We start from the raw sequence: 26332 nt of genomic DNA, 5'->3' as shown, positions 1-26332 counted from the left end.
ACCTCTTCGCGAGCAGGCTCACTCCTACATTGGATAGTGCGTAACCAGGCAGCATTGGGCAAACTGGCGGTCTGACTACCTACATTTCAACCTGACTGAGAGGACTGATCATGGTTCTGCGCTCGGAAATTCTGGTGAACAAAAACGTGCTACCGACTAAAGAACAAGCTCTGCCTGGCCGCGAATCCCCGATGACCGTGCCGGAAAAACACTTCGTGCACGACGCGCCGCTGCTGGGCCCGTTCGCCATGGACGTGGATTTTGCGATCTTCGGCCTGGGTTGCTTCTGGGGTGCGGAGCGCAAGTTCTGGCAGCGCGAAGGTGTGGTGAGTACGGCGGTGGGTTACGCCGGTGGCTTCACGCCGAACCCGACGTATGAAGAAGTCTGCTCGGGCCTGACCGGCCACAGCGAAGTGGTACTGGTGGTCTACGAGCCGGCGAAAGTCAGCTATGAAGAACTGCTGAAAATGTTCTGGGAACTGCACAACCCAACCCAGGGCATGCGCCAGGGCAATGACATCGGCACTCAGTACCGCTCGGTGGTCTACGCCACCAACCCGACGCAACTGGAATCGGCCAAGAACAGCGAAAAAGTGTTCCAGGCCGAACTGACCAAGGCGGGTAAAGGCACCATCACCACCGAAATCGAAGAAGCTCCGACGTTCTACTTCGCCGAGGCCTATCACCAGCAGTACCTGGCCAAGAACCCTGAAGGCTACTGCGGGATTGGCGGCACCGGCGTCACCTGCCCGATCTGACCCAACGCAGATCAAAATGTAGGAGCCGGCTTGCTGGCGATGGCGGCGGGAAATCCAGCGCAAATCTCCCGGCCGCCATCGCCGGCAAGCCGGCTCCTACAGGGTTTTTCGTTTGCCGTGGTTATTCGGCGATCAACCAATCCATCTGCCACCCACCTTGGGTTTGTCCCAACTTCTTGGACAACCACGGCAGCAGCTCACGCAATTCCTCTTCCAGCCCCCACGGCGGGTTCGCGATCGCCAACCCGGAACCGTTCAGACTGTTCGGCGTGTCCAGCGGATGTACCAGCAACTCCACCCGCAACAACTTCGGCGCGCCCGTGCCGGCCAGATCCTGATAAAAACGCCGCAACATGCGCTGGTCCTTCACCGGGTACCAGATCGCCGCCACGGTTTGACGCATCCGGCCAATCGCTTCTTTCAGCGACGCCGCACAACGCTGCATCTCATCGAGCTGTTCAAACGGCGGATCAATCAACATCACCGCGCGCTTCTCCTGCACCGGTAACATCGCACGCGGCACATGCCAGCCTTCGCCTAGGTGAACCTTCACCCGACGGTCGCCAGCCATGTTGTCCTTGAGCAACACACCGTCTTCGGGGTGCTTCTCGTTGAGCATCACCCGATCCTGCGGCCGCGTCAGACGGCGCGCCAGCTCTGGCGACCCCGGGTAATAGCGCAACTGGCCATCCGGGTTCATGTCGTGCAGCACCTTCATGTAATCGGCAGTCAGTTCCGGCAGATCCGGCTGATCCCACAACCGCGCGATGCCTTCCAGGTACTCACCGGTACGGCTCGCCTGATCGCCTTGCAGGTCATACAGACCAATGCCGGCGTGAGTGTCGAGATAGGCAAACGGCTGCTCCTTGCGCGACATCAGGGCGATGAGGCGGGTCAAGGTCAGGTGTTTGAACACATCGGCGTGATTGCCGGCATGGAAGGCGTGACGATAATTCATGATTGCTCCTGCGAAGGCCGGGAAGTTTACCTTGTACCGAGGCGAACGTCAGGGCTTCGCGGCTGAGCGGGCAGTGATCGTTCCCACGCAGCACGTGGAAACGATCATTCAGCGGCGCTACGCAGAAGGCCGAGCCTTCAACCGCCGCCCCAACACGTCAAGCACATCACACCCATCGCGCAACGGAATGGCACAGAGCAAGGCAAAGTCACTGAGGATGAAGGACTGGCACTCGATAGAGCCACGCATCGACAGGTTTTCCATTACTTGGGTGACTGCGCGGATTCGATAGCTGGCGGCGTCGTACAAGACATCGAGCGGTGCGCGGGTATCGACGAACAGCGTGGGCATGTCGTCGCAGTTGCTGGTGAGCGCCATGAAGCGGTTTTCGGGGGGCGGGGTTGGTTTTTCGTAGGGTGGGTCGGGTTTGATTGTTGTCATCAGTCTGATTCCTAACGTATGGATTGGAACCGCCAGCAATCACTTCCACGCAATGGGTGGCGGCTGTACGCAGGTGTGGAAGACCGAGACGTTAGGCACTCGGCGCACTCGAAAGCGCCCCGCGCACAGCCACCATAAAACACAGACGATAAAAAACGCCGAACTGGTGGCGCTTGACGCGCCTAACGATAGAAGGGCTTCCACGCCCTGTCACTGAATTTGCAGTGACGGCCTGAAGACTATCGATGTGGCCCGAAGCGCACCAGTTCATGGAAACCGCTACAACTTGAAGGAAACTTCCGACGACCTTGCCCAGAAATTTCGCAGCCTGTAAGACCGCCTTCGCGGGCAAGCCTCGCTCCTACAGAATTGAGGCACACCGCCAAAAATGGGAACAACCTCAATCCTGTAGGAGCGAGGCTTGCCCGCGAATTGACTGCGAAGCGCTCATAAAATCTATCTGTCTCAGAGATAACGAGCCTTACCAGGTTGATTGGTCTTCAAGGCTGATACCTAAAAGGGACAAATTTTAATTTTCATCAGTTTTGCTATCCAGTTTGCTAGCAATATGACGCAACCATAATTCGCCGGATTCCCACACGTTCCAGTAGCAGTAGTAACAGCTCAGCTCTTTCAATAGATACTCCCTTAACTCCACTTCGTCCTTCCGCTGATCAAGCAGAAAATTGAGCTCTTCCCGGACCAACATTAAATCCCCGGGGTCAGCGTCAGCTAAAAAAGCATCTATAACTTGCTCAGCTGTCCCGTGTTCGACAGTCCAATCCTGATGAAAGTACGCGCCAAAAAAATCGTGTAACTCGGGAAGCTCTTTGTTCATATCTCTGGAAATCCTGTTAGCAAAAAATATCCCTCAGGCCGTCGGGCATCCTTTACCAGCACCAACAATACCTTCGAAGCTGGTAAATGGTTGTTACGTCCATTGGGCATACTTACCCCTACTGGGTAAGGGAACGTATGAGTAACTGTCGTCTTCGCCTTCTTCCCCTGAAGGAATTTTTCGATTTTTGCTTTATTTGCATCTAATGCTTTCGAAGAAGCCGACTCAGCAGTAGCTCGATCGGGAAACGTTGATGCAGCAGGAATATTTGGCTCAGCTTTTAACCTTTTAGCTAACTGCTTGTCCGTTCTCCCCACATGTTTCTTGATGAGGTGCCCTCCTTGAGCTTCATGCGCAGCCAAACCTCCACCTGGAACAATTTCGCTGTACGGCCCATCAACATCCAAATCGCCAGGACAAGCGGTACAAGCCAACCCCAACGGATCAACCCACCCCGTCGGATTCAGCGCGTACCGATACCCGTTCAGCCCACCCGCCAACTTGACCGGATCCGGCGTCAGGTACCGCCCCACCTCCGGATCATAGTACCGATGCCGGTTGTAATGCAGGCCGCTCTCGGCATCGAAATACTGCCCCTGAAACCGCAGCGGCTGCTCAAGTTGCTCGCCCCCGCCGAACGCTAACCGCGTAACTTTTCCGTAGGCGTTGTACTTCGCCGACCAGACTATCTCGCCACCAAAATCGGTCAGTTCCTGCGGCGTACCCAGGTGATCGAGCTGGTAGTAAAACGGGCAAGCCTTGCGCGGGCCTTTGCCGTCGAGCATGGCCAATGGGCGGAAGGTGCCCGGTTCGTAAACATAGTTGCGGTAGTGTTCGCGACTGCTTTCAGCGACGAGGTTGTCGCCCTGCCAGAAGAATTCGGTGGTTTTCCCCTCAACGGTTTTGGCAATGCGGCGGCCGAAGGCGTCGTAGCGATAGCTCGCGCAACGTCCGTCCGGGGTCGTGACGCTGACCAAGCGATGCTGGCAGTCGTAAGCATATTCGGTGACGAGTTTTTGCCCGGTGCCGCGACGCTCGCGGATGAGGTTGCCAAAGGCGTCGTAGTCGTAATGCCGGTCGCCTTGCATGAGCAGGCGATTGCCTTTTACGGCAGCCACACCGGGGCGGTTTTGCATCAGCAGGTTGCCGGCCGGGTCGTGGGCGAAGCTTTCCGGCGGGTCGTCGCGGGTGTGGCGCACGCGGGTCAGGCGGTTGAGGGCGTCGTAGTAATAGCTGCGCTGGCCGTGACGGCTGTCGGCGACGGTCGCCAGGTTGCCGTTGACCGCGTAGGTGTAGTGGCGCAGGTACAGCGGCCGGGTTTGTTGATTGATCGCGTGCGCTTGCAGGCGGCCCTGTTCGTCGTAGTGGTAGCGGCTGGTGAGCTGGCCTTGTTGGCGCTGTTGTTCGCGGCCAAACGTGAATTGGTGGGCGGTGAGCGGCGCGCCGTTGAGGTCGATGGCGGTCAGCGCGCCACCCTTGGCGTAGTGGTAATCGAGCTTGCTGCCGTCCGGCAGGCGCATGCGGTTGAGTTGGCCGCAGGTGTCGTAGCCGTAGCGCAAGGTGCCCCAGCCTTGGTGCTCGGTGATCAAACGGTCTTGTCGGTCGTACTCGAATTCCAGCGGATGATCGTGACCGTCGTCGACGCTGATCAGCCGTCCGAGGTTGTCGTAGCGGTATTCGACCTTGATGTCGTCGGGCAGCGTTTTGACCAGCAACCGCCCTGCCGAATCTCGCTCATAAGCGGTAACCCGCTGCGAGCCGTCTTCGCCGAACTCGGTTTTTTCCAGCAGGTTTCCATTGAGGTCATAGGTGTACGCCGTGCGCTGGCCGTCGAATCCGGTTTCCTGTCGGATCAATCCGCCAGGCGTGTAGTCCATCCGATGTGTCTCTGCAGAGTGAAGGCGGGCGATTCTGCATGAGCGGCAAGGGGTGTTGACGAAGGGACAGGAAACTCAGATTTGTCGTGCTTTTTTAAAGATTCTTCCTTCATAAATCAGGACAGCGAACTACAGACATTCCCTCAGGAAGGTCGGGGTTGAATCAAATTACGCCTTCGCGGGCAAGCCTCGCTCCTACGGTTTTTTGGTTGCGCCCATTAGTTTTGAATCAACGCAATCCTGTAGGAGCGAGCGGTGCGGCGATCCGACTTGCCCGCGAAGGCGGCATCGGCAACACCAAATTTTTCCCCGCCCAATAAAAACGGCCCGCCTCCAAAGGAAGCGGGCCGTTTTCATGTTCGGCGAAAGGTTTGAGCCTCAGCTCATCCCGATCACTTGTTCAGGCGGAAATCAGCCTCGGCAGCAGCGAAACGCTGCAGCATGCCGTGAGTCGGCGCGCCCAGTTTGCTGACGATGTAGATCGCCAGGCTGGCGAAGATGAAACCAGGGATGATTTCGTACAGGCCCAGCAGTTCGAAGTGTTTCCACACGATCACGGTGATCGCGCCGACCAGGATGCCGGCCAGTGCGCCGTTGCGGGTCATGTCTTTCCAGATCACGGAGATCAGGACCACTGGACCGAACGCAGCACCGAAACCGGCCCAGGCGTAGCTGACCAGACCCAGTACGCGGTTTTCCGGGTTGGCGGCCATCGCGATGGCGATCAGGGCAACCAGCAGCACCATGGCGCGGCCGACCCAGACCAGTTCCACCTGGGAAGCCGATTTACGCAGGAAAGTTTTGTAGAAGTCTTCGGTCAGGGCGCTCGAGCACACCAGCAACTGGCAGCTCAGGGTGCTCATCACCGCAGCCAGAATGGCCGACAGCAAAATACCAGCGATCCATGGGTTGAACAGGATTTTGGCCAGTTCGATGAACACGCGCTCGTGGTTTTCGCTGACGGGCATCGCCACGGCAGGGTTGGCCGAGAAGTAGGCAATACCGAAAAAGCCTACAGCCACGGTGCCGCCCAGGCACAGGATCATCCAGGTCATGGAAATGCGACGGGCATTGGCGATCGACTTGACCGAATCCGCCGCCATGAAACGCGCCAGGATGTGCGGTTGGCCGAAGTAGCCCAGGCCCCAGCCCATCAGCGAGATGATGCCGATGAAGGTGGTGTTTTTCAGCATGTCGAAGTTGGCTGGATCTTGCGCTTCGATGGCCAGGAACGCGGTATCGACGCCGCCGGTCGCCAGCAACACGATGATCGGTGTCAGGATCAGGGCGAAGATCATCAGCGTGGCTTGTACGGTGTCAGTCCAGCTGACTGCCAGGAAACCACCGACGAAGGTGTAGGCAATCGTCGCCGCAGCACCGGCCCACAGCGCGGTCTCGTAGGACATGCCGAAGGTGCTTTCGAACAGACGGGCGCCGGCGACGATGCCGGACGCGCAGTAGATGGTGAAGAACACCAGGATCACAACCGCCGAGATGATCCGCAGCAGGCCGCTTTTGTCTTCGAAACGGCTGGAGAAGTAGTCCGGCAGCGTCAGCGCATCGCCGTTGTGCTCGGTCTGCACGCGCAGACGGCCGGCGACGAACAGCCAGTTCAGGTAAGCACCGACGATCAGACCGATGGCGATCCAGCTTTCGGACAGACCGGACATGTAGATGGCGCCCGGCAGACCCATCAACAACCAGCCGCTCATGTCGGAGGCACCGGCGGACAATGCAGTCACGACGCTGCCCAGGCTGCGACCGCCCAGAATGTAGTCAGAAAGGTTGTTGGTGGAGCGATAGGCCATGAAGCCGATCAGCACCATTGCTGCGATGTAGATCACGAACGTGATCAGGGTTGGATTGCTAACGCTCATTAAGTGATGCCCTGGCTTTGTTTTTATGTAGCGGCAGAGTGTGAAAACGCCGACAAACGACAATGTTTGATCAAACGATTTGCGGGTCCGCGCATTTAGGACTGATGTTTCCCCAGGAAAGCCTTCAGCCGGTGCACCTGTCTTTTTAACCGGTTGCACCTTGGGCGCGAATCCTATTCAACAACACAAATAAGGTGCAACCCATTTTTTGAGAATAAGTTGCACCTAGTCGGATTTAGCTTGAAAAGGTCTGTTTTTGCTCCCTTTTAGAGCAGTCATGAGCGTTTACTAGAAGCAAAAGCACCAAGCAGGAGCGGTACGTTCGTACCGGAATTTAATTCCTGACGAGCTGCCTATTATTCCGACAAAAAAAGGGTTGCACCCGGTTGCACCTCAGAGAGCGCGCAGCTAATCTTGCCGCCAGCTGATGCCACGCGGTCGTGGCAAACATGAGGATAAAAATATGGCTACCACCACCCTTGGGGTCAAACTTGACGACCCGACCCGCGAGCGCCTCAAGGCCGCCGCGACTTCGATTGATCGCACGCCGCACTGGCTGATCAAGCAGGCAATTTTCAATTACCTGGAAAAACTCGAGGGTGGTGCAACCCTGACCGAGCTCAACGGCCTGACGGCCAAAGAAGCCGACGACAGTGGCGACGTCCACGTCGACCACGCGCACCAGTGCTTCCTTGAGTTCGCCGAAAGCATCTTGCCGCAATCGGTGCTGCGCGCCGCCATTACCGCTGCTTACCGTCGTCCTGAGCCGGAAGTGGTGCCGATGCTGATCGAACAGGCGCGCCTGCCGGTTGCCATGGCTGACGCCACCAACAAGCTCGCTGCCTCGATTGCCGAGAAACTGCGCAATCAGAAGAGCGCCGGTGGCCGTGCCGGAATTGTTCAGGGCCTGTTGCAGGAATTTTCCCTGTCGTCCCAGGAAGGCGTGGCACTGATGTGCCTGGCCGAAGCGCTGTTGCGCATCCCGGACAAGGGCACTCGTGACGCACTGATCCGCGACAAAATCAGCACCGGTAACTGGCAGCCACACTTGGGCAACAGCCCGTCGCTGTTCGTCAACGCCGCAACCTGGGGCTTGCTGCTGACCGGCAAACTGGTCGCCACCCATAATGAAGCGGGTTTGACTTCGTCGCTGAGCCGCATCATCGGCAAAAGCGGCGAGCCGATGATCCGCAAGGGCGTCGACATGGCCATGCGCCTGATGGGCGAGCAGTTCGTCACCGGCGAAACCATCGCCGAAGCCCTGGCCAACGCGAGCAAGTTCGAAGCCAAGGGTTTCCGCTATTCCTACGACATGCTCGGTGAAGCCGCCCTCACCGAACACGACGCGCAGAAGTACCTCGCGTCGTACGAACAAGCCATCCACTCGATCGGCAAAGCGTCCCACGGTCGCGGGATTTATGAAGGCCCGGGCATTTCCATCAAGCTGTCGGCACTGCACCCGCGTTACAGCCGTGCGCAGTACGAGCGTGTGATGGACGAGTTGTACCCGCGCCTGTTGTCGCTGACCCTGCTGGCCAAGCAATACGACATCGGCCTGAACATCGACGCCGAAGAAGCCGACCGCCTCGAGCTGTCGCTGGATCTGCTGGAGCGCCTGTGCTTCGAGCCGCAACTGACCGGCTGGAACGGCATCGGTTTCGTGATCCAGGCTTACCAGAAGCGTTGCCCGTACGTGATCGATTACGTGATCGACCTGGCTCGCCGCAGCCGTCATCGCCTGATGATCCGCCTGGTGAAAGGCGCGTACTGGGACAGCGAAATCAAGCGCGCCCAGGTCGAAGGTCTGGAAGGCTATCCGGTCTACACCCGCAAGGTGTACACCGACGTTTCCTACATCGCTTGCGCCCGCAAGTTGTTGTCGGTGCCGGAAGTCATCTACCCGCAATTCGCCACGCACAACGCCCACACTCTGTCGGCCATTTACCACATCGCCGGTCAGAACTATTACCCGGGCCAGTACGAGTTCCAGTGCCTGCACGGCATGGGCGAACCGCTGTACGAACAGGTTGTAGGTAAAGTTTCCGAAGGCAAGCTGAACCGCCCATGCCGCGTGTACGCACCGGTCGGGACTCACGAAACGCTGCTGGCGTACCTGGTACGTCGTCTGCTGGAAAACGGCGCGAACACCTCGTTCGTGAACCGTATCGCCGACCAGTCCATTTCGATTCAGGAGCTGGTGGCCGATCCAGTGGCCAGCATCGAGCAGATGGCGACGCTGGAAGGCGGCTTCGGCCTGCCGCACCCGCGTATCCCGCTGCCGCGCGATCTTTATGGTGCCGAGCGCGCCAACTCCAGCGGCATCGACATGGCCAACGAACATCGCCTGGCTTCGCTGTCGTGCGCTCTGCTGGCCACTGCTCACAACCACTGGAAAGCCGCGCCGATGCTCGGCTGCGTCTCCAGCACCGAAACCCCTGCGCCTGTTCTGAACCCGTCCGATTTGCGTGACGTGGTCGGTCACGTACAGGAAGCGAATGTCGAAGACGTCGACAACGCGATCCAGTGCGCCCTGAACGCTGCACCGATCTGGCAGGCCACCCCGCCGGCCGAACGTGCTGCGATTCTGGAACGTGCCGCCGATTTGATGGAAGGCGAGATCCAGCCGCTGATGGGCCTGTTGGCTCGCGAAGCCGGCAAGACCTTCGCCAACGCCATCGCCGAAGTGCGTGAGGCCGTGGACTTCCTGCGTTACTACGCGGTGCAGGCTCGCAACGATTTCACCAACGACGCCCACCGCCCATTGGGTCCGGTGGTGTGCATCAGCCCGTGGAACTTCCCGCTGGCAATCTTCAGCGGTCAGGTTGCCGCTGCATTGGCCGCCGGTAACCCGGTACTGGCCAAGCCTGCGGAACAAACCCCGCTGGTCGCTGCCCAGGCCGTGCGCCTGATGCTCGAAGCCGGGATTCCGGAAGGCGTGCTGCAACTGCTGCCGGGCCGTGGCGAAACCGTGGGCGCCCGTCTGGTCGGTGACGATCGGGTCAAAGGCGTGATGTTCACCGGTTCCACCGAAGTCGCTCGTTTGCTGCAACGCAACGTCGCTGGCCGCCTGGATGCACAGGGCCGCCCGATTCCGCTGATCGCCGAGACTGGCGGCCAGAACGCGATGATCGTCGACTCCTCGGCACTGACCGAACAAGTCGTGATCGACGTGGTGTCGTCGGCCTTCGACAGCGCCGGTCAACGTTGTTCGGCTCTGCGTGTACTTTGCTTGCAGGAAGATTCCGCTGACCGTGTCATCGAAATGCTCAAGGGCGCCATGGCTGAATGCCGTCTCGGCAACCCTGAGCGCCTGTCCGTGGACATCGGCCCGGTGATCGACGCCGAAGCCAAGGCGGGCATCGAGAAGCACATCCAGGCCATGCGCGACAAAGGTCGCAACGTGTACCAGGTGGCCATCGCCAACAGTGAAGAAGTGAAACGCGGCACCTTCGTGATGCCGACGCTGATCGAGCTGGAAAGCTTCGATGAGTTGCAACGCGAAATCTTCGGCCCGGTGCTGCACGTGGTGCGCTACAAGCGCAAAGACATCGACCAGTTGATCGGTCAGATCAACGCTTCCGGCTACGGCCTGACGCTGGGCGTGCATACGCGCATCGACGAGACCATCGCCAAGGTGATCGACAACGTCAATGCCGGTAACGTCTACGTGAACCGTAACATCGTCGGTGCTGTGGTTGGCGTGCAACCGTTCGGTGGCGAAGGCCTGTCGGGCACCGGCCCGAAAGCCGGTGGTCCGTTGTACCTGTACCGCCTGCTGTCGACGCGGCCTGCCGATGCAATCGAACAATCCTTCGCTCGTGGCGACGCCGCCACTGCACCGGATGTTCGTCTGCGCGATGCCATGAGCAAACCGCTGACCGCCCTGCAAACCTGGGCCGACAGCAACAAGTTTGCCGACCTGAGCGCCTTGTGCGTGCAGTTCGCGGCGCAATCGCAAAGCGGCATCACCCGTGTACTGGCGGGCCCGACCGGCGAGCGCAACAGCTACGCGATCCTGCCGCGTGAGCACGTGCTGTCCCTGGCCGAAGCTGAAGGCGACCTACTGACGCAACTGGCGGCGGTATTGGCCGTCGGCGGCTCAGCGGTATGGCCGGAAGCTGACCTGACCAAAGCCTTGTTCGCACGCCTGCCGAAGGAAGTTCAGGCGCGTATCAAGCTGGTTGCCGACTGGAACAAGGACGAAGTGGTGTTTGATGCGGTTCTGCATCACGGCCATTCCGATCAGTTGCGTGCGGTGTGCCAGCAAGTGGCCAAGCGTGCCGGGGCGATTGTCGGGGTTCATGGGTTGTCGCTGGGCGAGACCAACATTGCGTTGGAGCGTCTGGTGATCGAGCGAGCGTTGAGCGTTAACACCGCTGCGGCGGGTGGTAATGCGAGCTTGATGACCATCGGCTAAAACCGATAAGCCGGGCTGCCGCAATAGCCGCCCGGTACGCAATACCCCCTGTGGGAGCGAGCCTGCTCGCGATAGCGGCGTGTCATCCGACACATGTATTGGATGAAACACCGCTATCGCGAGCAGGCTCGCTCCCACATTTGTTTTGTGGTGCCTGTTAAGTCGTCGCTCTGCCCTACCATCACGCTCATCAATCATCCTGTTCAGCCTCTATTCCCACGCCTAGACTCGGTCCATTCCAAAAAAAGGTAGGCCGCCATGTCCGAGACGTTGCTCAGTTCCCGCAATCTGGCTTTCGAGCTGTATGAAGTCCTCGACGCCGAAGGCCTGACCCAGCGAGAGCGTTTCGCCGAGCACAATCGCGAGACCTTCGACGCTGCCATCGGCACCGCTCGCAGCATTGCCGAGAAGTTTTTCGCCCCGCACAACCGCAAGGGCGACGAGAACGAGCCTCGCTACGAGGACGGTCAGGCGATTCTGATTCCGGAAGTGAAACCAGCGGTGGATGCCTTCCTCGAAGCCGGTTTCCTCAACGCCGCGCGCAGTTTCGACGCCGGCGGCATGCAACTTCCTACGCTGTTGTCCCAGGCGTGTTTCGCGCACTTCCAGTCGGCCAACGCGGCCTCGACTTCGTACCCGTTCCTGACCATGGGTGCGGCGAACCTGATCGAAAGCTTCGGCACCGAGGAACAGAAGCAGCGCTTCCTGCAACCGATGATCGACGGCCGCTTCTTCGGCACCATGGCCCTGACCGAGCCCCATGCCGGTTCGTCGTTGTCAGATATTCGCACACGCGCCGAGCCTGCTTCTGACGGCACCTATCGACTCAAGGGCAACAAGATCTTCATCTCCGGCGGCGATCACCCGCTGTCGGAAAACATCGTGCACATGGTGCTGGCCAAGTTGCCGGATGCACCGGCCGGAGTGAAGGGGATTTCGCTGTTTATCGTGCCCAAGTTCCTGGTCAACGATGACGGCAGCCTGGGCAAGCGCAACGACGTGTTGCTGGCCGGGTTGTTCCACAAGATGGGCTGGCGCGGCACGACGTCCACCGCGCTGAACTTCGGTGATAACGGTGAGTGCGTCGGTTATCTGGTGGGCAAGCCGCACCACGGTTTGAGCTACATGTTCCAGATGATGAACGAAGCGCGAATCGGCGTCGGCATGGGCGCGGTGATGCTCGGTTACGCCGGCTACCTGTATTCGCTGGAGTACGCCCGCGAGCGTCCGCAAGGCCGCGTGCCGGACAGCAAAGACCCGAACACCGCACCAGTGGCGATCATTCAGCACGCCGACGTCAAACGCATGTTGCTCACGCAAAAAGCCTACGTCGAAGGCTCGTTCGATCTTGGGTTGTATGCGGCGCGACTGTTCGATGACACCACGACGCTTGCGACCGAAGCCGAGCGCAAACAGGCCCATGAGCTGCTGGATTTGCTGACGCCAATCGTCAAATCCTGGCCGTCGGAGTTTTGCCTGAAGGCCAACGAGCTGGCGATCCAGATTCTCGGCGGTCACGGTTATACCCGCGAATACCCGGTTGAGCAGTATTACCGCGACAACCGTCTGAACCCGATTCATGAAGGCACCCACGGCATTCAGTCACTGGACTTGCTGGGCCGCAAACTGGCGCAGAACGGTGGTGCGGGACTGAAGCAATTGATCCGCCTGATCGCCGACACTGCCGAACGGGCGCAAGCCTACGAATCGCTGAATGCGCTGCGTGAACCGCTGGAGAAACTGGTGGCCCGCCTGCAAACCGTAACCCTCGGTTTGTTGACCGACCTGGCTCAAGGCAAGGTCAACAGCAGCCTGGCGAACTCGGCGCTGTACTTGAAAGTGTTTGGGCACACAGTGATTGGCTGGCGCTGGCTGGAACAGGCGATTCGCGCCGAGGAAGGGTTGGCCAAGGGGAATGCGGCGGATGTGAGCTTCTATAAGGGCAAGCTGCAGGCGGCGCGGTATTTCCTGACCTGGGAAGTGCCGGGTTGCCACCATGAATTGGCGATTCTTGAGGCGCGGGATGATGTGTGTTTGAACATGCAGGATGAGTGGTTCTAAGCAACTGATTCAGTGCAGAGTATTGGTAATACATTGAGCGTTCATTTTGAAACACGCCAACTCTGCACTCGACACACCTGTTATTTCTGACAGCTGTGTAATCAAGGCAGCTCCGATAGGCTGGATTACCGACGTCACACTATTTGTCGGCAACGACGGACATCACCCTGTCCGTCGGTCCTCCTATATGAGAGAGCATGATGAATACGCCAAACACACTTGCAGACAAAACAATCAAAATTCCAGGACTTGTCGATCATGACTATTGCGTCCTGGCATCCATTTCAGCTGGACCTGGAAGAGCGGGAACGATTTGGACCGATTCCAAAGGGATTGAACACGTCGTTCTCGACAAAAATCATCACAGGCCTTCGAACGAAAAGTCCCTTATCACTATTGAGATGGTTTCCGTTGGCGCAACCGGTGAGAAGCAAGCTTCTGAGAGTGCTGAAACAACGGCTGTCGGTATGATGGAAATCGTTTCGCCCGACGAGCGATATGAGTGGGACTACCTCGTCGGGTACAAGGACTACGAGGCCATGTCTGCCAACGAGTGGCTAAGCGTTGTCTATGGCTTCCCTGCCGCAGAACGCACACCAAAAATAGACCCTTATATACGGCTCACCCACGACCAATTCATTCTGGCGACCAGAGTGGGTGACAAGGTAAGAGGTAATCGCAACAGCACCGTCACAGGCAAAGAGTATCGCTGGCAAATCGATAACGGCTATCGCGTAACCGTCAAAACCGAAGGTGATACCCAAATTGGCAATCGGTTGTTCAACCGCGATGACATGTTCAGATCAATGACCAGTGGCGACACCTATATCGATGAACAACAACGTTCCTGGGTCGTGAGAGAGAAACGAGTTTTTTATATCGATACCGTCAATGGTGCAGAGGTATACGGGAAAGAGCTTTTGGTCTCGTCATTCGTTTCTGACTGATCATCAGCGCCCCGAGAGCGCACACACTATTGTCGCGCTCTCGGCCAGCCTGTGCAGCCTTGGACTCGAACCTCAGCTCAACCGAAACCCACCCATCTGCCGCGCCAAATCATCCGCCAACCGCTGCAACGTCTGGCAATCCTCCCGGCAAGCCCTGACCTCCCCCGCTGTCGCCCGAGCCAGGTCGGAAATCCCCTGCACGTTGCGGTTGATCTCTTCGGTCACCGCCGACTGTTCTTCCGTCGCGGTCGCGACCTGGTGGTTCATGTCGCTGATACGCTCGATCTGCCCGGTAATCGCGGTCAGCGACGTCCCGGTGCGCTGGCTCGATTCGACACCGGTGCCGGTCGCCGCTTGACCGGTGTGCATCGACGACACCGCGTTCTCCGCACCTTGCTTGAGGCTGCCGATTATTTGCTGAATTTCATCGGTGGACGATTGAGTCCGCCGCGCCAGCGTCCGCACTTCATCTGCCACAACGGCAAATCCACGGCCCATGTCTCCAGCCCGCGCTGCTTCAATAGCCGCATTCAACGCCAACAGGTTGGTCTGCTCGGAAATCCCGCGAATCACCGCCAACACCTGATCAATCGACGCCACCTGATCAGCCAGTTCGCCCACCGCACTGGCGGCGACACCGATTTCATCGGACATGCTTTCAATATGTCGGATCGACCCACCCACCACTTCCCGCGCCTGCATCGCCTCATCGCGAGCATCCTGCGAGGCAACCGCCGCGTTACCGGCGTTCTGCGCGATTTCCTGCACGGTCAGGCCCATTTCGTGGACGGCGGTGGCGACCATGTCGGTCATTTCCTGCTGACGCCCGGAGCGTTCGGCGGTGTTGTCCACAACCTTCGCCACCTGGCTGACGGCGGTGCGCAAACGCTCACTGGTGGTCAGCACTTCGCCGATCATCTCGCGCTGGCTGTCAAGGAATCGATTGAAGCCGCGTGCCAGGTCACCCAGTTCATCGGCGCGGCTGGAATCTAACCGGTGGGTCAAATCTCCACCACCGCTACCGATGGCTACCAGCGCCGCTGTTACCTGACGAATCGGCCGCACCAACCCACGGGCCAGCAACACCACCAGCAACAGGCACACCAGCGCCACCGCCAGGCCAATGCCGCTGCTCATCCACATGGCGCGGCGGGCTTCGGCGTAGATCTGCGACTGTGGCACTTCGGCCACCAGGGTCCAGCCCAAGTCCCTCAGCGGCAGGCTCAACGCGAGGAAGTCTTCGCCATCACGCACGAAGCTGCTGCTGGCAGCTTTTTGACCCATGACTGCCTGCGCGGCCGACGCACCGATTTGCTCGACCAAGGTGCGTTTGCCACTGAATTGCGCTTCGGGGTGAACCTGGATCAAACCGTCGGAACGCACGAGATAGACCTTGCCGCGCTCACCGAAGGTGAAGTTGTGAATCAGCTCCGACAGCTCTTTCATGCTCAGGCCAAGCCCGGCAACGCCCACGACTTTTCCGGCCTGCTCGACCTTGAGGTCGATGAACAGCGCCAATTCTCCGGTGGCTGTGTCGTTGTCGATATTGAGGGTGCGCGGCTGGTTGCTGTCGAGGAACGAATAGAACCAGGCGTCTTTGGGATTGGAGCGGCTAAGGCTGCGGTCCAGGCCTTTTTCAGTGAAATAGTGGTTTGAAGCCGTACCGACAATTAACGCGGTAAAGGCTTTGTGTTCGGCGCGGATGCCTTCCAGATACTGCACGAACGCGGCGGTCTGATCACTGTTTTCGCCCCCGGCGAGCCAGTCGCGCACCATGCTGTTGCTGGCGATGTCTTTGGCGGCGGTGAGGGGTTGAACGAGGATGCGCTCGATGTCGTTGCGCATCGCTTCGATGCTCGACGGCAGCGCTTGTTCGACCAGGTAGCTCTGGGCGAGACGGTTGACCACGAGGGTATAAACGCCAACCACGATCAGAATACTGACCAGCAGGGCGGTGCCCATACTGAGGATCAACTGCCATTGAATACTGCGACGCCAGAACTGCATGGAGCACCCCCAAAGAATAAGAGGCTGAAACACTGCAACAGCCATGCCGATTGTATACAACTCAAACGACAATTTATTCTTTGGTTGTGCGCAAAGCCGATCAGGCTTGATTGATCGTCTTGGAGATCACTTCAACCGTGGCGCTGACTTGCTCTTGGTAACGGTCGAGTTCGAGCTTGTGCTGCTTTTTCATTTCGATCTGCTGAGAACACAGATTCATCGCGGCCAGCACCAGCAGTCGGTCACCGATCAGGGTCGGGTACTTTCTTTTGGTATCAGCCAAAGCAGCCTTCAACATCAATGCGGCGTCCAGCAGGGTTTGCTCTTCCCCGGCCGGCGCCTTGATCGAATAGTCCTCCCCCAGGATCGAGACGACTTTTACCCCTGCGGCGCCGACACTCATGCGCTGACCGGGCCGGCGCTGACGCGTTCAACCAGGGCCTGGATGCGAGCGGCGGTAGCGCCTTGTTTTTCTTCCTGTTCCATCAGGCTCAGTTGCAGGCTTTCGTTTTCATCCTTGGCCTGGGCCAGTTCTGCACTCAGGGTCTGGTTCTGTTGAACAAGGTCGCTGACCAGTTGTTCCAATTGGCTTAGGGATGCTTCCAACATTTTGATTTTCCAAGCATTTTCAAGGGGCGCGTACGATAAAGAAAAGTCACCACGGATGCCAGGGTTAATGGGGCGCAAGGCCTTGATTTTCCTGGCGGGCGACCTTCCTCGCGAACTTTAAAGACTGTGATTGGCGGATCTGGTTCCTGCACTTCGTCGCCATAGTTCCTGTAGGAGCGATGCTTGCTCGCGAAGGACGTCCAGACAACGCGTTCATCCAGACTGCACGCGTTACCGTTAACGTCCTTCGCGAGCAAGCTTCGCTCCTACAGGAAACGGTCTGACTGCGACAAATACGCGCAGCCCCTCAAGACTTTAGTCGTATGACCGATAAGTCATCCATACGTCAGTCTCAGCGCCGCACAGGTGCGCTCTTTTCGGTAAACACCATGTCCCTTCGTAATATGAATATCGCTCCGCGGGCGTTCCTCGGTTTCGCCCTGATTGGCGGTCTGATGCTGGTTCTGGGGGTGTTTGCCTTGAACCAGATGAGCAAGATTCGCGGTGCTGCCGAGGAAATCACCTTGAGCAGCGTGCCGAGTATCAAAAGCCTCGACGAGTTCACTCAACTCACCTTGCGCCTGCGAGTGCTGTCCTACCGTTTGCTGGTGAACCGCGAGCCCGACGTTCAGCAGAAAACCATGGAGCTGCTGGAGTCGCGCAACCAACAGATTCGTGCGGCTCAGGCGACCTACGAAAAGCTGATCAGCAGCCCGCAGGAGCGTGCAGCCTACGATCAATACGTACAGTTGCTGGGGCAGTACCGTCAGATCGAAGACCGGATGAAAACCCTGTCGCGCAACAATCAGGTCGATGAACTGCGCACCTTGCTCAACACCGATCTGCTGACCAACTCCGAAGCTGTCAACGCAGTGCTCAATCGCTTGCTGGAGATCAACACCCAGCAGTCCCTCGACACCAATCAGCGCGCCGCCGATCAATATGATTCGGCCTTCAATCTGGTGATCACCTTGCTGGTCATCGCCACCGGCCTGACCGTGCTGTTTGCCTGGCTGCTGACCAACAGCATCACCAAGCCAATCGCCAATGCCTTGAGCGCTGCCGAACAAATTGCCGAAGGCAACCTGACTCGCCCGATCACCGTTGATGGCGAAGACGAAGCCGGCCGTTTGCTGCTGGCCATGTCGAAGATGCAAGACAAGCTGCGTGACACCCTGCAGCGGATTTCCGGCTCGGCCACGCAACTGGCCTCCGCCGCTGAAGAGCTCAACAGTGTCACCGACGAAAGCGCCCGTGGCCTGACCCAACAGAACAATGAAATCGAACAGGCCGCCACCGCCGTCAATGAAATGACCAGCGCCGTGGAAGAAGTCGCGCGCAACGCGGTGAGCACCTCGGAAGCGTCGAAAAACGCCACCACGTCGGCCGGTGACGGTCGTGATCTGGTGCAGGAAACCGTCAGCGCCATCGAACGCATGAGCGCCGATGTGCAGAGCACGGCGACACTGATCGGCGATCTGGCCAATGAATCCCGCGACATCGGCAAGGTACTGGACGTGATCCGTGGCCTGGCGGACCAGACCAACCTGCTGGCCTTGAACGCCGCCATCGAAGCGGCCCGTGCCGGTGAAGCCGGGCGCGGTTTTGCGGTGGTGGCGGACGAAGTGCGTGCACTGGCGCACCGCACTCAGCAATCGACCAGCGAAATCGAACGCATGATCGGCAGCATTCAGACCGGCACCGAGCACGCGGTGGATTCGATGCGCAACAGCACCGAGCGCGCCGAGTCGACCTTGAACATCGCTCGCGGCGCAGGGATGTCGCTGGACACGATCAACAGCGCCATCGTCGAAATCAACGAACGCAACCTGGTGATCGCCAGCGCGGCCGAAGAACAGGCCCAAGTGGCCCGTGAAGTGGACCGTAACCTGGTGAACATTCGTGATCTGTCGGTGCAATCGGCCACCGGCGCCAATCAGACCAGCGCAGCGAGCAACGAACTGTCGCGATTGGCAGTGGACCTGAACACGATGGTTGGACGGTTCAGCCTCTAACCCGCTAACACCAGATGCTCGTGATACGTCGATCCGGAACATCCCCCGATCTGTAGGAGCCGGCTTGCTGGCGATGGCGATTTCACAGACGCGATCGCCAGCAAGCCGGCTCCTACAAGGGATCGCGTGTAGACGGAACATGCGTAGGGCTTTTGATCTGCAAAAGCTTTTTGACAGCATCACATTTCAACAGGTTAGAATCGCTGGCACGCAGACTGCATGGTCAGTGTGTGCCCGCCTTTCAGCTTTCTGGAGTATTGCCTTTGAATGCGACGACCATCAACAGCCTGTTCTTGATCGGCGCGTTGCTGGTAGGTGCGAGCATTCTGGTGAGCTCACTTTCGTCCCGCCTCGGTATCCCGATTCTGGTGATCATCCTGGCCGTGGGCATGGCCGCCGGCGTCGATGGCGGCGGGATTATTTTCGATAACTACCCAACGGCCTATCTGGTCGGCAACCTTGCACTGGCGGTGATCCTGCTCGACGGCGGTTTGCGCACCAGGGTGTCGAGTTTTCGTGTGGCGTTATGGCCGGCGCTGTCGCTGGCCACGGTCGGGGTGTTGATCACCACCGGGCTGACCGGCATGGCCGCGGCCTGGCTGTTCGATCTGAACCTGATTCAGGGCCTGCTGATCGGCGCCATCGTCGGCTCCACGGATGCTGCGGCGGTGTTCTCGCTGCTCGGCGGCAAAGGCTTGAACGAACGGGTCACCGCCAGTCTCGAAATCGAATCCGGCAGCAACGACCCGATGGCGGTGTTCCTCACCGTCACCCTGATCGACATGCTCGCCAGCGGCCAGACCGGCCTGCACTGGAGCCTGCTGACCCACCTGCTGCGCGAGTTCGGCATCGGCGGCGTGATCGGGCTCGGTGGCGGCTGGCTGATGCTGCAACTGGTCAACCGGATCAATCTGGCCACCGGCCTCTATCCGATTCTGGTGATCGCCGGCGGCCTGGTGGTGTTCGCCCTGACCAACGCCCTGCACGGCAGCGGTTTCCTCGCGGTTTACCTGTGCGGCCTGGTGATCGGCAACCGTCCGGTACGCAGCCGCCACGGCATTCTGCACATGCTCGACGGCATGGCGTGGCTGGCGCAGATCGGCATGTTCCTGGTGCTGGGCCTGCTGGTCACGCCGCACGACTTGCTGCCGATCGCCTTGCCTGCGCTGGGCCTGGCGCTGTGGATGATTCTGTTTGCACGGCCACTGTCGGTGTTGGTCGGCCTGCTGCCCTTCAAGGCCTTCCACGGTCGAGAGAAAGCCTTCATTTCCTGGGTCGGCCTGCGCGGCGCGGTCCCGATCATTCTGGCGGTGTTCCCGCTGATGGCCGGCCTGCCCAACGCCCAGCTCTACTTCAACCTTGCCTTCTTTATTGTGCTGGTGTCGCTGCTGGTACAAGGGACGAGCCTGCCGTGGATCGCCAAACTGTTAAAGGTGACGGTGCCACCGGAACCTGCGCCGATCTCGCGCTCAGCCCTGGAAGTGCATGTCACCAGTGAGTGGGAGCTGTTCGTTTATCGCCTCGGTGCCGAAAAATGGTGCATCGGTTCGCCCCTTCGCGAACTGAAAATGCCCGAAGGCACACGCATCGCCGCACTGTTTCGTGGCCAGCAACTGCTCCATCCGTCGGGTAGTACGGTGCTCGAAGTCGATGATTTGCTCTGCGTCATCGGCCACGAACACAACCTGCCGGCCCTTGGAAAACTGTTTAGCCAGGCGCCTCAACGAGGCCTCGATTTGCGTTTCTTCGGCGACTTCGTACTCGAAGGAGATGCCCAGCTGGCGGCGGTTGCTGCCCTGTACGGGTTGAAAGTCGAAGGCATCGATCCAGATATGACTCTGGCCAGCTTCATTGCTCACAAAGTGGGCGGTGCGCCAGTCGTGGGTGACCAGGTGGAATGGAACAACACCATCTGGACCGTCGCGGTCATGGAAGGGAACAAGATCGGCAAAGTGGGCGTCAGATTCCCCGAAGGAAGTCGCCCGGGTCCGGGACTCTTCCTCTAAACTTCATTCTTCGTCTCGTTTTCGATCGGTCTCTATGTCAACCCTGCGCACCTTTTTCATCATGGCCCTGCTGGGCTTGAGTCTGTCTGTCGGCACGTTGCAAGCGGCGGAACCACCGTCCAGCGAAGCCGTGCAGGCGAGCCTGGACAAGATCGCCGACCGCAAACTGCCGGAAGCTGATCAGAAAGCCCTGCAAACGCTGCTGCAAAGCACGCTGACCCAGCTCAACAACAAGCGTGATTACGAGCGCAAGCTGGCCGATCTCAAGCAGCAACTCGCTACCGCGCCCAAGCAGAACATCGAGAACCAGCGCGAACTGACGCGCCTCAAAGCCAGCAGCGCCATCCCCGTGGCGCAACGCTATGGCAAAGAATCCGTGCAGCAGCTCGAGCAAATGCTGACCGAGCGCGCGACCCAGCAAAGTGATATGCAGAAAGCCCTCGCTGATGCGAACAGCCTGGTCATTACCGCCCAGACCCGCCCTGAGCGCGCCCAGGCTGAAATTTCCACCAGCCAGACGCGCATCCAGCAGATCAATAACATCCTCAAGGCCGGCAAAGACAACGGCAAGACCTTGAGCAGCGAACAACGCGACCTGCTCAATGCCGAACTCGCGGCACTGAATGCGCTGATCCCGCTGCGTCGCCAGGAACTGGCCGGCAACAGCCAGTTGCAGGACCTGGGCAACAGCCAGCATGACCTGCTCTCGGAAAAATCCGACCGCCTGGATCGCGAAATCCAGGAGCTGCAAAACCTGATCAACCAGAAACGCCTGGCCCAGTCCCAGGAGACGGTGACGCAGCAGTCTATCGAAGCGCAGAAGTCCGGCGGCAGCGCCCTGCTGGCCACCGAAAGTGCGGCAAACCTGAAGCTTTCGGACTACTTGCTCAAGAGCACCGACCGTCTCAACGAAGTCACCCAGCAGAACCTGCAAACCAAGCAGCAACTCGACAACGTAACCCAGAGCGATTCGGCCCTCGACGAGCAAATCAGTGTGCTCAAGGGCAGCCTGCTGCTGTCGAAAATCCTCTACAAACAGAAACAGGGCCTGCCGCGCCTCAAGGTCGACCGCGACCTGGCCGACCAGATCGCCGACATTCGCCTGTATCAGTTCGAAGTCAGCCAGCAACGGGAATTGCTCAGCAACCCGGCGACCTATGTCGACAACCTGCTGTCGACTCAGCCGCCCGAGCAAGTCACCCCGCAACTACGCAAGAGCCTGCTGGAACTGGCCACGACCCGCGCCGACCTGCTGGAACGGCTGAACCGCGAACTGAGCGCGGTGCTCAACGAATCGATCACGCTGCAACTCAATCAGAAGCAACTGCTCAGCACCGCGCAAAGCCTGCGGGCGACCCTCGACGAACAGATGTTCTGGATTCCCAGCAACAAGCCGCTCGATCTTGAATGGATGCGCGGCGTGCCGGAACGTCTGCAACGCCAGGTGGCGACCCTGCCGCTGGCGTCGAGCGTGAGTGAATTGATTGACGGCCTGACTCAGCGACCGCTGCTGTTTCTCCCGTTGGTACTGGTGATCGGCGCCCTGCTGTGGCGGCGCAAAAGCCTGTATGCCCGACTGAACAAGGTTCACCAGGACATCGGCCACTTCAAACGTGACAGCCAGTTGCACACGCCGCAGGCGATTCTGGTCAATATTCTGCTGGCATTGCCGGTTGCGCTGGGCCTGGCCCTGTGTGGCCTGGCCCTGCAAATCGACGCTCGGGGGCAGAACGCCAACATGGGCGCGGCGCTGCTGCAAATGGCTCAGGCCTGGCTGGTGTTCTACACCGCCTACCGGATCCTCGCGCCGGGCGGCGTCGCCGAACTGCATTTCCGCTGGGAAAAGCCTCAGGTCGAATTTCTCCAGGGCTGGGTCCGCCGTCTCGGGCTGGTGGTCATGGCGTTGGTCGCGGTGGTGGCCGTTGCCGAGCTGCAACCGGCGGGGCTGGCCGATGACGTGCTGGGCATGCCGGTCGTACTGATCTGCTACGCCTTGATGACCTGGCTGCTCAGTCGATTGCTGATCAGCAGCCCGACGCACGAAAACGCCTCGTTGTTCCGCAAAGCGGTCGGGGTCATGTTCACCGTCCTGCCTGTCGCGTTGTTCGTGGCGGTGTGCTTCGGCTACTACTACACCGCGCTGAAGCTCAGCGACCGCTTGATCAACACGCTTTACCTGCTGATGTTCTGGCTGGTGATCGAAGCCACGTTCGTCCGCGGCCTGAGCGTTGCGGCACGCCGTCTCGCCTACCAGCGCGCCCTGGCCAAACGTCAGGCAGCGAAAGAGGCCGGCGATGGCGAAGCGGTGATCGAAGAGCCGACCCTGGACATCGAGAAGGTCAACGAGCAGTCGTTGCGCCTGATTCGCCTGGCGCTGCTCGGCGGCTTCATCGCTGCGCTGTACTGGGTCTGGTCCGATCTGATTTCGGTGTTCTCGTACCTCGATAACATCACCCTCTACGAATACACCAGCGGCACCGGCGCCAACATGAGCATGGTGCCGATCAGCATCGGCGACATGCTGGGGGCGCTGATCATCATCGGCATCACCTTCGCCCTCGCGCGCAACTTGCCAGGGCTGCTGGAAGTGTTCGTATTGTCGAAGCTGAACCTGGCGCAGGGCAGCGCCTACGCCACGACCACGCTGCTGTCTTACGTGATCGCCGGCATCGGTTTCGTCTCGACCCTGTCCACGCTCGGCGTGAGCTGGGACAAGTTGCAGTGGCTGGTGGCGGCGCTTTCGGTGGGACTTGGCTTCGGGATGCAGGAGATTTTCGCGAACTTCATCTCCGGGATCATGATCCTGTTCGAACGCCCGGTGCGGATCGGCGACACGATCACCATCGGCAACCTGTCGGGCACGGTCAGCAAGATCCGCATCCGCGCCACGACCATCACCGACTTCGACCGCAAGGACATCATCGTCCCGAACAAGACGTTCATCACCGGGCAACTAATCAACTGGTCACTGACCGACACCATTACCCGGGTGACCTTGAAGCTCGGCGTCGATTACGGTTCGGACCTGGACCTGGTGAAAGAACTGCTGCTCAAAGCCGCCCGGGACAACCCGCGCGTGCTGAAGGATCCGGAACCGCACGTGTACTTCCTGAACTTCGGCGAAAGCACCCTCGACCACGAGCTGCGCATGCATGTGCGTGACCTCGGCGACCGCAACCCGGTACTCGATGAGGTCAACCGCTTCATCAACCGCGAGTTCAAGAAGCAGCACATCAACATTTCGTTCCGGCAGATGGAGGTTTACCTGAAGAACCTGCACGGCCAGGAATACAAAATGGTGCCCATCGAGCCGGAAGCCAAAACCATCGTGCCGATGGCCGACGGCAAACCGCTGCAAGAGCCACCGCCCGCCAAACTCGACTAACCGCCCTATCCCTAGCAGAATGCTCGGACATTCTGCTGGAGATGGCCGGTGAAAGCCCTCGACGAACTGACCTTCGATAATCGCTTCGATCGCCTGGGCGATACGTTTTCTGCCCACGTACTGCCCGAGCCCATCGACAATCCGCGCCTGGTCGTCGCGAGCCCTGCCGCCATGGCGCTGCTCGACCTTGATCCGGCCGTGGCCGAAACCCCGGAGTTCGCCGAGCTATTCAGCGGCCACAAGCTGTGGGCCGATGCGATTCCGCGGGCGACGGTCTATTCCGGGCATCAGTTCGGCTCCTACAACCCACAACTGGGCGACGGTCGCGGACTGCTGCTGGGCGAGGTCTACAACGAGGCCGGCGAGCATTGGGACCTGCACCTCAAGGGCGCCGGTCAGACGCCTTTTTCGCGCATGGGCGATGGCCGTGCGGTGCTGCGTTCGTCGATCCGTGAGTTTCTTGCGTCCGAAGCGCTGCATGCCCTGAACATCCCGACCACCCGTGCGTTGTGCGTGATCGGCTCCGACACGCCGGTGTGGCGCGAAAAACAGGAACGCGCAGCCATGATCCTGCGCCTGTCACCGAGCCATGTGCGCTTCGGGCATTTCGAATATTTCTACTACACCAAACGCCCCGAAAAGCAGAAAGAGCTCGGCGAGCACGTGCTGGCCATGCATTTCCCGGAATGCCTCGAACAGCCAGAACCGTACCTGGCGATGTTCCGCGAAGTCGTCGAGCGCAATGCCGAGCTGATCGCCAAATGGCAGGCTTATGGCTTCTGCCACGGCGTGATGAACACCGACAACATGTCGATCCTCGGCATCACCTTCGACTTCGGCCCGTTCGCCTTCCTCGATGACTTCGACGCCAACTTCATCTGCAACCACTCCGATGATCAGGGCCGTTATTCCTTCAGCAACCAGGTGCCGATCGGCCAGTGGAACCTCAGCGCCCTGGCCCAGGCACTGACGCCGTTCATCAGCGTCGAAGCCCTGCGCGAAACCCTCGGGCTGTACCTGCCGCTGTTCCAGGCCCATTACCTGGACCTGATGCGCCGTCGCCTCGGCCTCACCACCGCCGAAGACGATGACCAGAAACTGCTGGAGCAATTGCTGCAACTGATGCAGAACAGCGGCGTCGATTACAGCCTGTTCTTCCGCCGCCTCGGCGAGGAATCACCCGAACAGGCCGTTGCTCGCCTGCGCGACGACTTCGTCGACATCAAGGGCTTCGATGCCTGGGCCGAGCGCTATGTCGCCCGTGTTGGCCGCGAAGGTGAAGTGGATCAGCAAAAACGCCGCCAACGGATGCACGCGGTCAATCCGCTCTACATCCTGCGCAACTACCTGGCGCAGAAAGCCATCGACGCGGCGGAAAGCGGCGACTATTCAGAGGTTCGCCGGCTGCATGCGGTGCTGAGCAATCCGTTCGAGGAGCAACCGGGGATGGAGGGTTACGCCGAACGGCCGCCGGAGTGGGGGAAGCATTTGGAGATCAGTTGTTCGTCTTGAGTGGTCTGCAGAATGCCACCTTGATAACCACTGACTTCGACTCCAGATCAGCGTCATGGATTGCCCATTTATTCAGAGCCCGATTATGTCCGAACCACTCCTCATCCCCTGCCCCCACTGCAACGGCCTCAACCGCATCCCCGCCGAGCGCCTCGGCGATCAGCCGAAATGCGGGCGCTGCAAAGCCGAGGTCTTGCTGAGCAAGCCTTTCGAATTGAAACAAGGTGATTACGCCAGTCAGATCAAGGGCGATCTGCCGTTGCTGGTGGACGTGTGGGCGGACTGGTGCGGGCCGTGCAAGTCTTTTGCGCCGGTGTTTGAGCAGGCAGCCAGTCAGTTGGCGGGCAAATGCAGGCTGGCCAAGCTGGACAGCGAGGCGAATCAGCAGTTGTCGGCGCAGTTGGGGATTCGCTCGATTCCGAGCCTGATTCTGTTCAAGAACGGCCGGGAAGTGGCACGCCAGAGCGGGGCGTTTCCGTTGCCGCAGTTGATGAGCTGGTTACGTAGCCAGGGGATCTGAAGCCACCCCAAATCAAATGTGGGAGCGGGCTTGCTCGCGAATGCGGAGTGTCAGCCAATGTTGATGTCGGCTGACACACCGCATTCGCGAGCAAGCCCGCTCCC

The 26332-nt window shown here is 59.3% G+C and carries 16 protein-coding genes and 2 pseudogenes; 10 read left to right on the top strand and 8 right to left on the bottom strand.

What is annotated here, in order from left to right; genetic code table 11:
• Window positions 1–110: 110 nt before the first annotated feature.
• Window positions 111–758: a peptide-methionine (S)-S-oxide reductase MsrA gene (gene msrA / locus IB245_RS05280; protein ID WP_192226894.1), complete on the top strand. Its 648-nt coding sequence runs from the start codon at window positions 111–113 to the stop codon at window positions 756–758.
• 121 nt (window positions 759–879) lie between these two features.
• Here the strand turns inward: msrA and IB245_RS05275 are convergent, their stop codons facing one another.
• The 5 genes and pseudogenes from IB245_RS05275 to putP all read right to left on the bottom strand — a co-directional run bounded on the left by IB245_RS05275 (window position 880) and on the right by putP (window position 6749).
• Window positions 880–1716, bottom strand: coding sequence for a 23S rRNA (adenine(2030)-N(6))-methyltransferase RlmJ (locus IB245_RS05275; RefSeq protein ID WP_008025084.1), 837 nt, complete (start codon window positions 1714–1716; stop codon window positions 880–882).
• 117 nt (window positions 1717–1833) lie between these two features.
• The gene (locus IB245_RS05270) at window positions 1834–2157 is read right to left on the bottom strand and encodes a hypothetical protein (RefSeq protein ID WP_192226893.1); all 324 of its coding nucleotides are present in this window, start codon (window positions 2155–2157) and stop codon (window positions 1834–1836) included.
• Between the two features lie 529 nt (window positions 2158–2686).
• Entirely contained in the window at window positions 2687–2995 is a 309-nt protein-coding gene (locus IB245_RS05265; protein WP_192226892.1) for a contact-dependent growth inhibition system immunity protein, read from the bottom strand.
• Window positions 2992–4890 (bottom strand): annotated as a pseudogene (locus IB245_RS05260) (RNase A-like domain-containing protein); the annotation flags it as partial. The gene IB245_RS05265 and the pseudogene IB245_RS05260, both read right to left, overlap by 4 nt.
• 374 nt (window positions 4891–5264) lie before the next feature.
• Window positions 5265–6749, bottom strand: coding sequence for a sodium/proline symporter PutP (gene putP, locus IB245_RS05255; protein WP_192226891.1), 1485 nt, complete (start codon window positions 6747–6749; stop codon window positions 5265–5267).
• Window positions 6750–7212: 463 nt separating this feature from the next.
• Between putP and putA the strand changes: the two genes are divergently transcribed.
• The 3 genes from putA (at window position 7213) to IB245_RS05240 (ending at window position 14174) form a co-directional block, all read left to right on the top strand.
• Window positions 7213–11166 (top strand): trifunctional transcriptional regulator/proline dehydrogenase/L-glutamate gamma-semialdehyde dehydrogenase, encoded by a 3954-nt coding sequence (putA, locus tag IB245_RS05250; RefSeq protein ID WP_008025099.1) that lies wholly within the window; start codon window positions 7213–7215, stop codon window positions 11164–11166.
• Between the two features lie 258 nt (window positions 11167–11424).
• A complete protein-coding gene (locus IB245_RS05245) occupies window positions 11425–13227 on the top strand; it encodes an acyl-CoA dehydrogenase (RefSeq protein ID WP_192226890.1) in 1803 nt (600 codons plus the stop codon).
• A gap of 200 nt (window positions 13228–13427) precedes the next feature.
• Window positions 13428–14174: a hypothetical protein gene (locus IB245_RS05240; protein ID WP_192226889.1), complete on the top strand. Its 747-nt coding sequence runs from the start codon at window positions 13428–13430 to the stop codon at window positions 14172–14174.
• Between the two features lie 72 nt (window positions 14175–14246).
• On the opposite strand, the gene IB245_RS05235 is transcribed toward IB245_RS05240, so the two are convergent.
• The 3 genes from IB245_RS05235 to IB245_RS05225 form a co-directional block, all read right to left on the bottom strand.
• On the bottom strand, window positions 14247–16181 hold the full coding sequence (locus tag IB245_RS05235; RefSeq protein WP_192226888.1) for a methyl-accepting chemotaxis protein: 1935 nt from the start codon (window positions 16179–16181) through the stop codon (window positions 14247–14249).
• Between the two features lie 100 nt (window positions 16182–16281).
• Entirely contained in the window at window positions 16282–16584 is a 303-nt protein-coding gene (locus IB245_RS05230; protein WP_008025105.1) for a cell division protein ZapA, read from the bottom strand.
• Window positions 16581–16790, bottom strand: a complete 210-nt coding sequence (locus tag IB245_RS05225; RefSeq protein WP_008025106.1) for a hypothetical protein — start codon at window positions 16788–16790, stop codon at window positions 16581–16583. Before IB245_RS05225 ends, IB245_RS05230 begins: the two co-directional genes overlap by 4 nt.
• Before the next feature lie 323 nt (window positions 16791–17113).
• Between IB245_RS05225 and IB245_RS29315 the strand changes: the two are divergent.
• From IB245_RS29315 to trxC, 6 genes and pseudogenes are all read left to right on the top strand, one after another.
• Window positions 17114–17950, top strand: a pseudogene (locus IB245_RS29315) (MCP four helix bundle domain-containing protein); the annotation flags it as partial.
• Window positions 17933–18805, top strand: coding sequence for a methyl-accepting chemotaxis protein (locus tag IB245_RS29310; RefSeq protein WP_404943242.1), 873 nt, complete (start codon window positions 17933–17935; stop codon window positions 18803–18805). The pseudogene IB245_RS29315 and the gene IB245_RS29310, both read left to right, overlap by 18 nt.
• A 263-nt stretch (window positions 18806–19068) precedes the next feature.
• Window positions 19069–20811: a potassium/proton antiporter gene (locus IB245_RS05215; protein WP_008025108.1), complete on the top strand. Its 1743-nt coding sequence runs from the start codon at window positions 19069–19071 to the stop codon at window positions 20809–20811.
• Window positions 20812–20845: 34 nt separating this feature from the next.
• Entirely contained in the window at window positions 20846–24196 is a 3351-nt protein-coding gene (gene mscK / locus IB245_RS05210) for a mechanosensitive channel MscK (RefSeq protein ID WP_192226886.1), read from the top strand.
• A 48-nt stretch (window positions 24197–24244) separates the two neighbouring features.
• The gene (gene selO / locus IB245_RS05205) at window positions 24245–25708 is read left to right on the top strand and encodes a protein adenylyltransferase SelO (RefSeq protein ID WP_192226885.1); all 1464 of its coding nucleotides are present in this window, start codon (window positions 24245–24247) and stop codon (window positions 25706–25708) included.
• Between the two features lie 85 nt (window positions 25709–25793).
• Window positions 25794–26228 carry a thioredoxin TrxC gene (gene trxC / locus IB245_RS05200; protein WP_008042033.1) on the top strand — a complete coding sequence of 145 codons (435 nt, stop codon included), beginning with the start codon at window positions 25794–25796 and terminating at the stop codon, window positions 26226–26228.
• Window positions 26229–26332 lie beyond the last annotated feature (104 nt).

The organism is Pseudomonas sp. PDM02 (assembly GCF_014852285.1).
GTDB lineage: Bacteria > Pseudomonadota > Gammaproteobacteria > Pseudomonadales > Pseudomonadaceae > Aquipseudomonas > Aquipseudomonas migulae.
The sequence above is the reverse complement of the archived record's forward strand: the minus strand, read 5'-3'. Positions and strand labels throughout refer to the sequence as shown.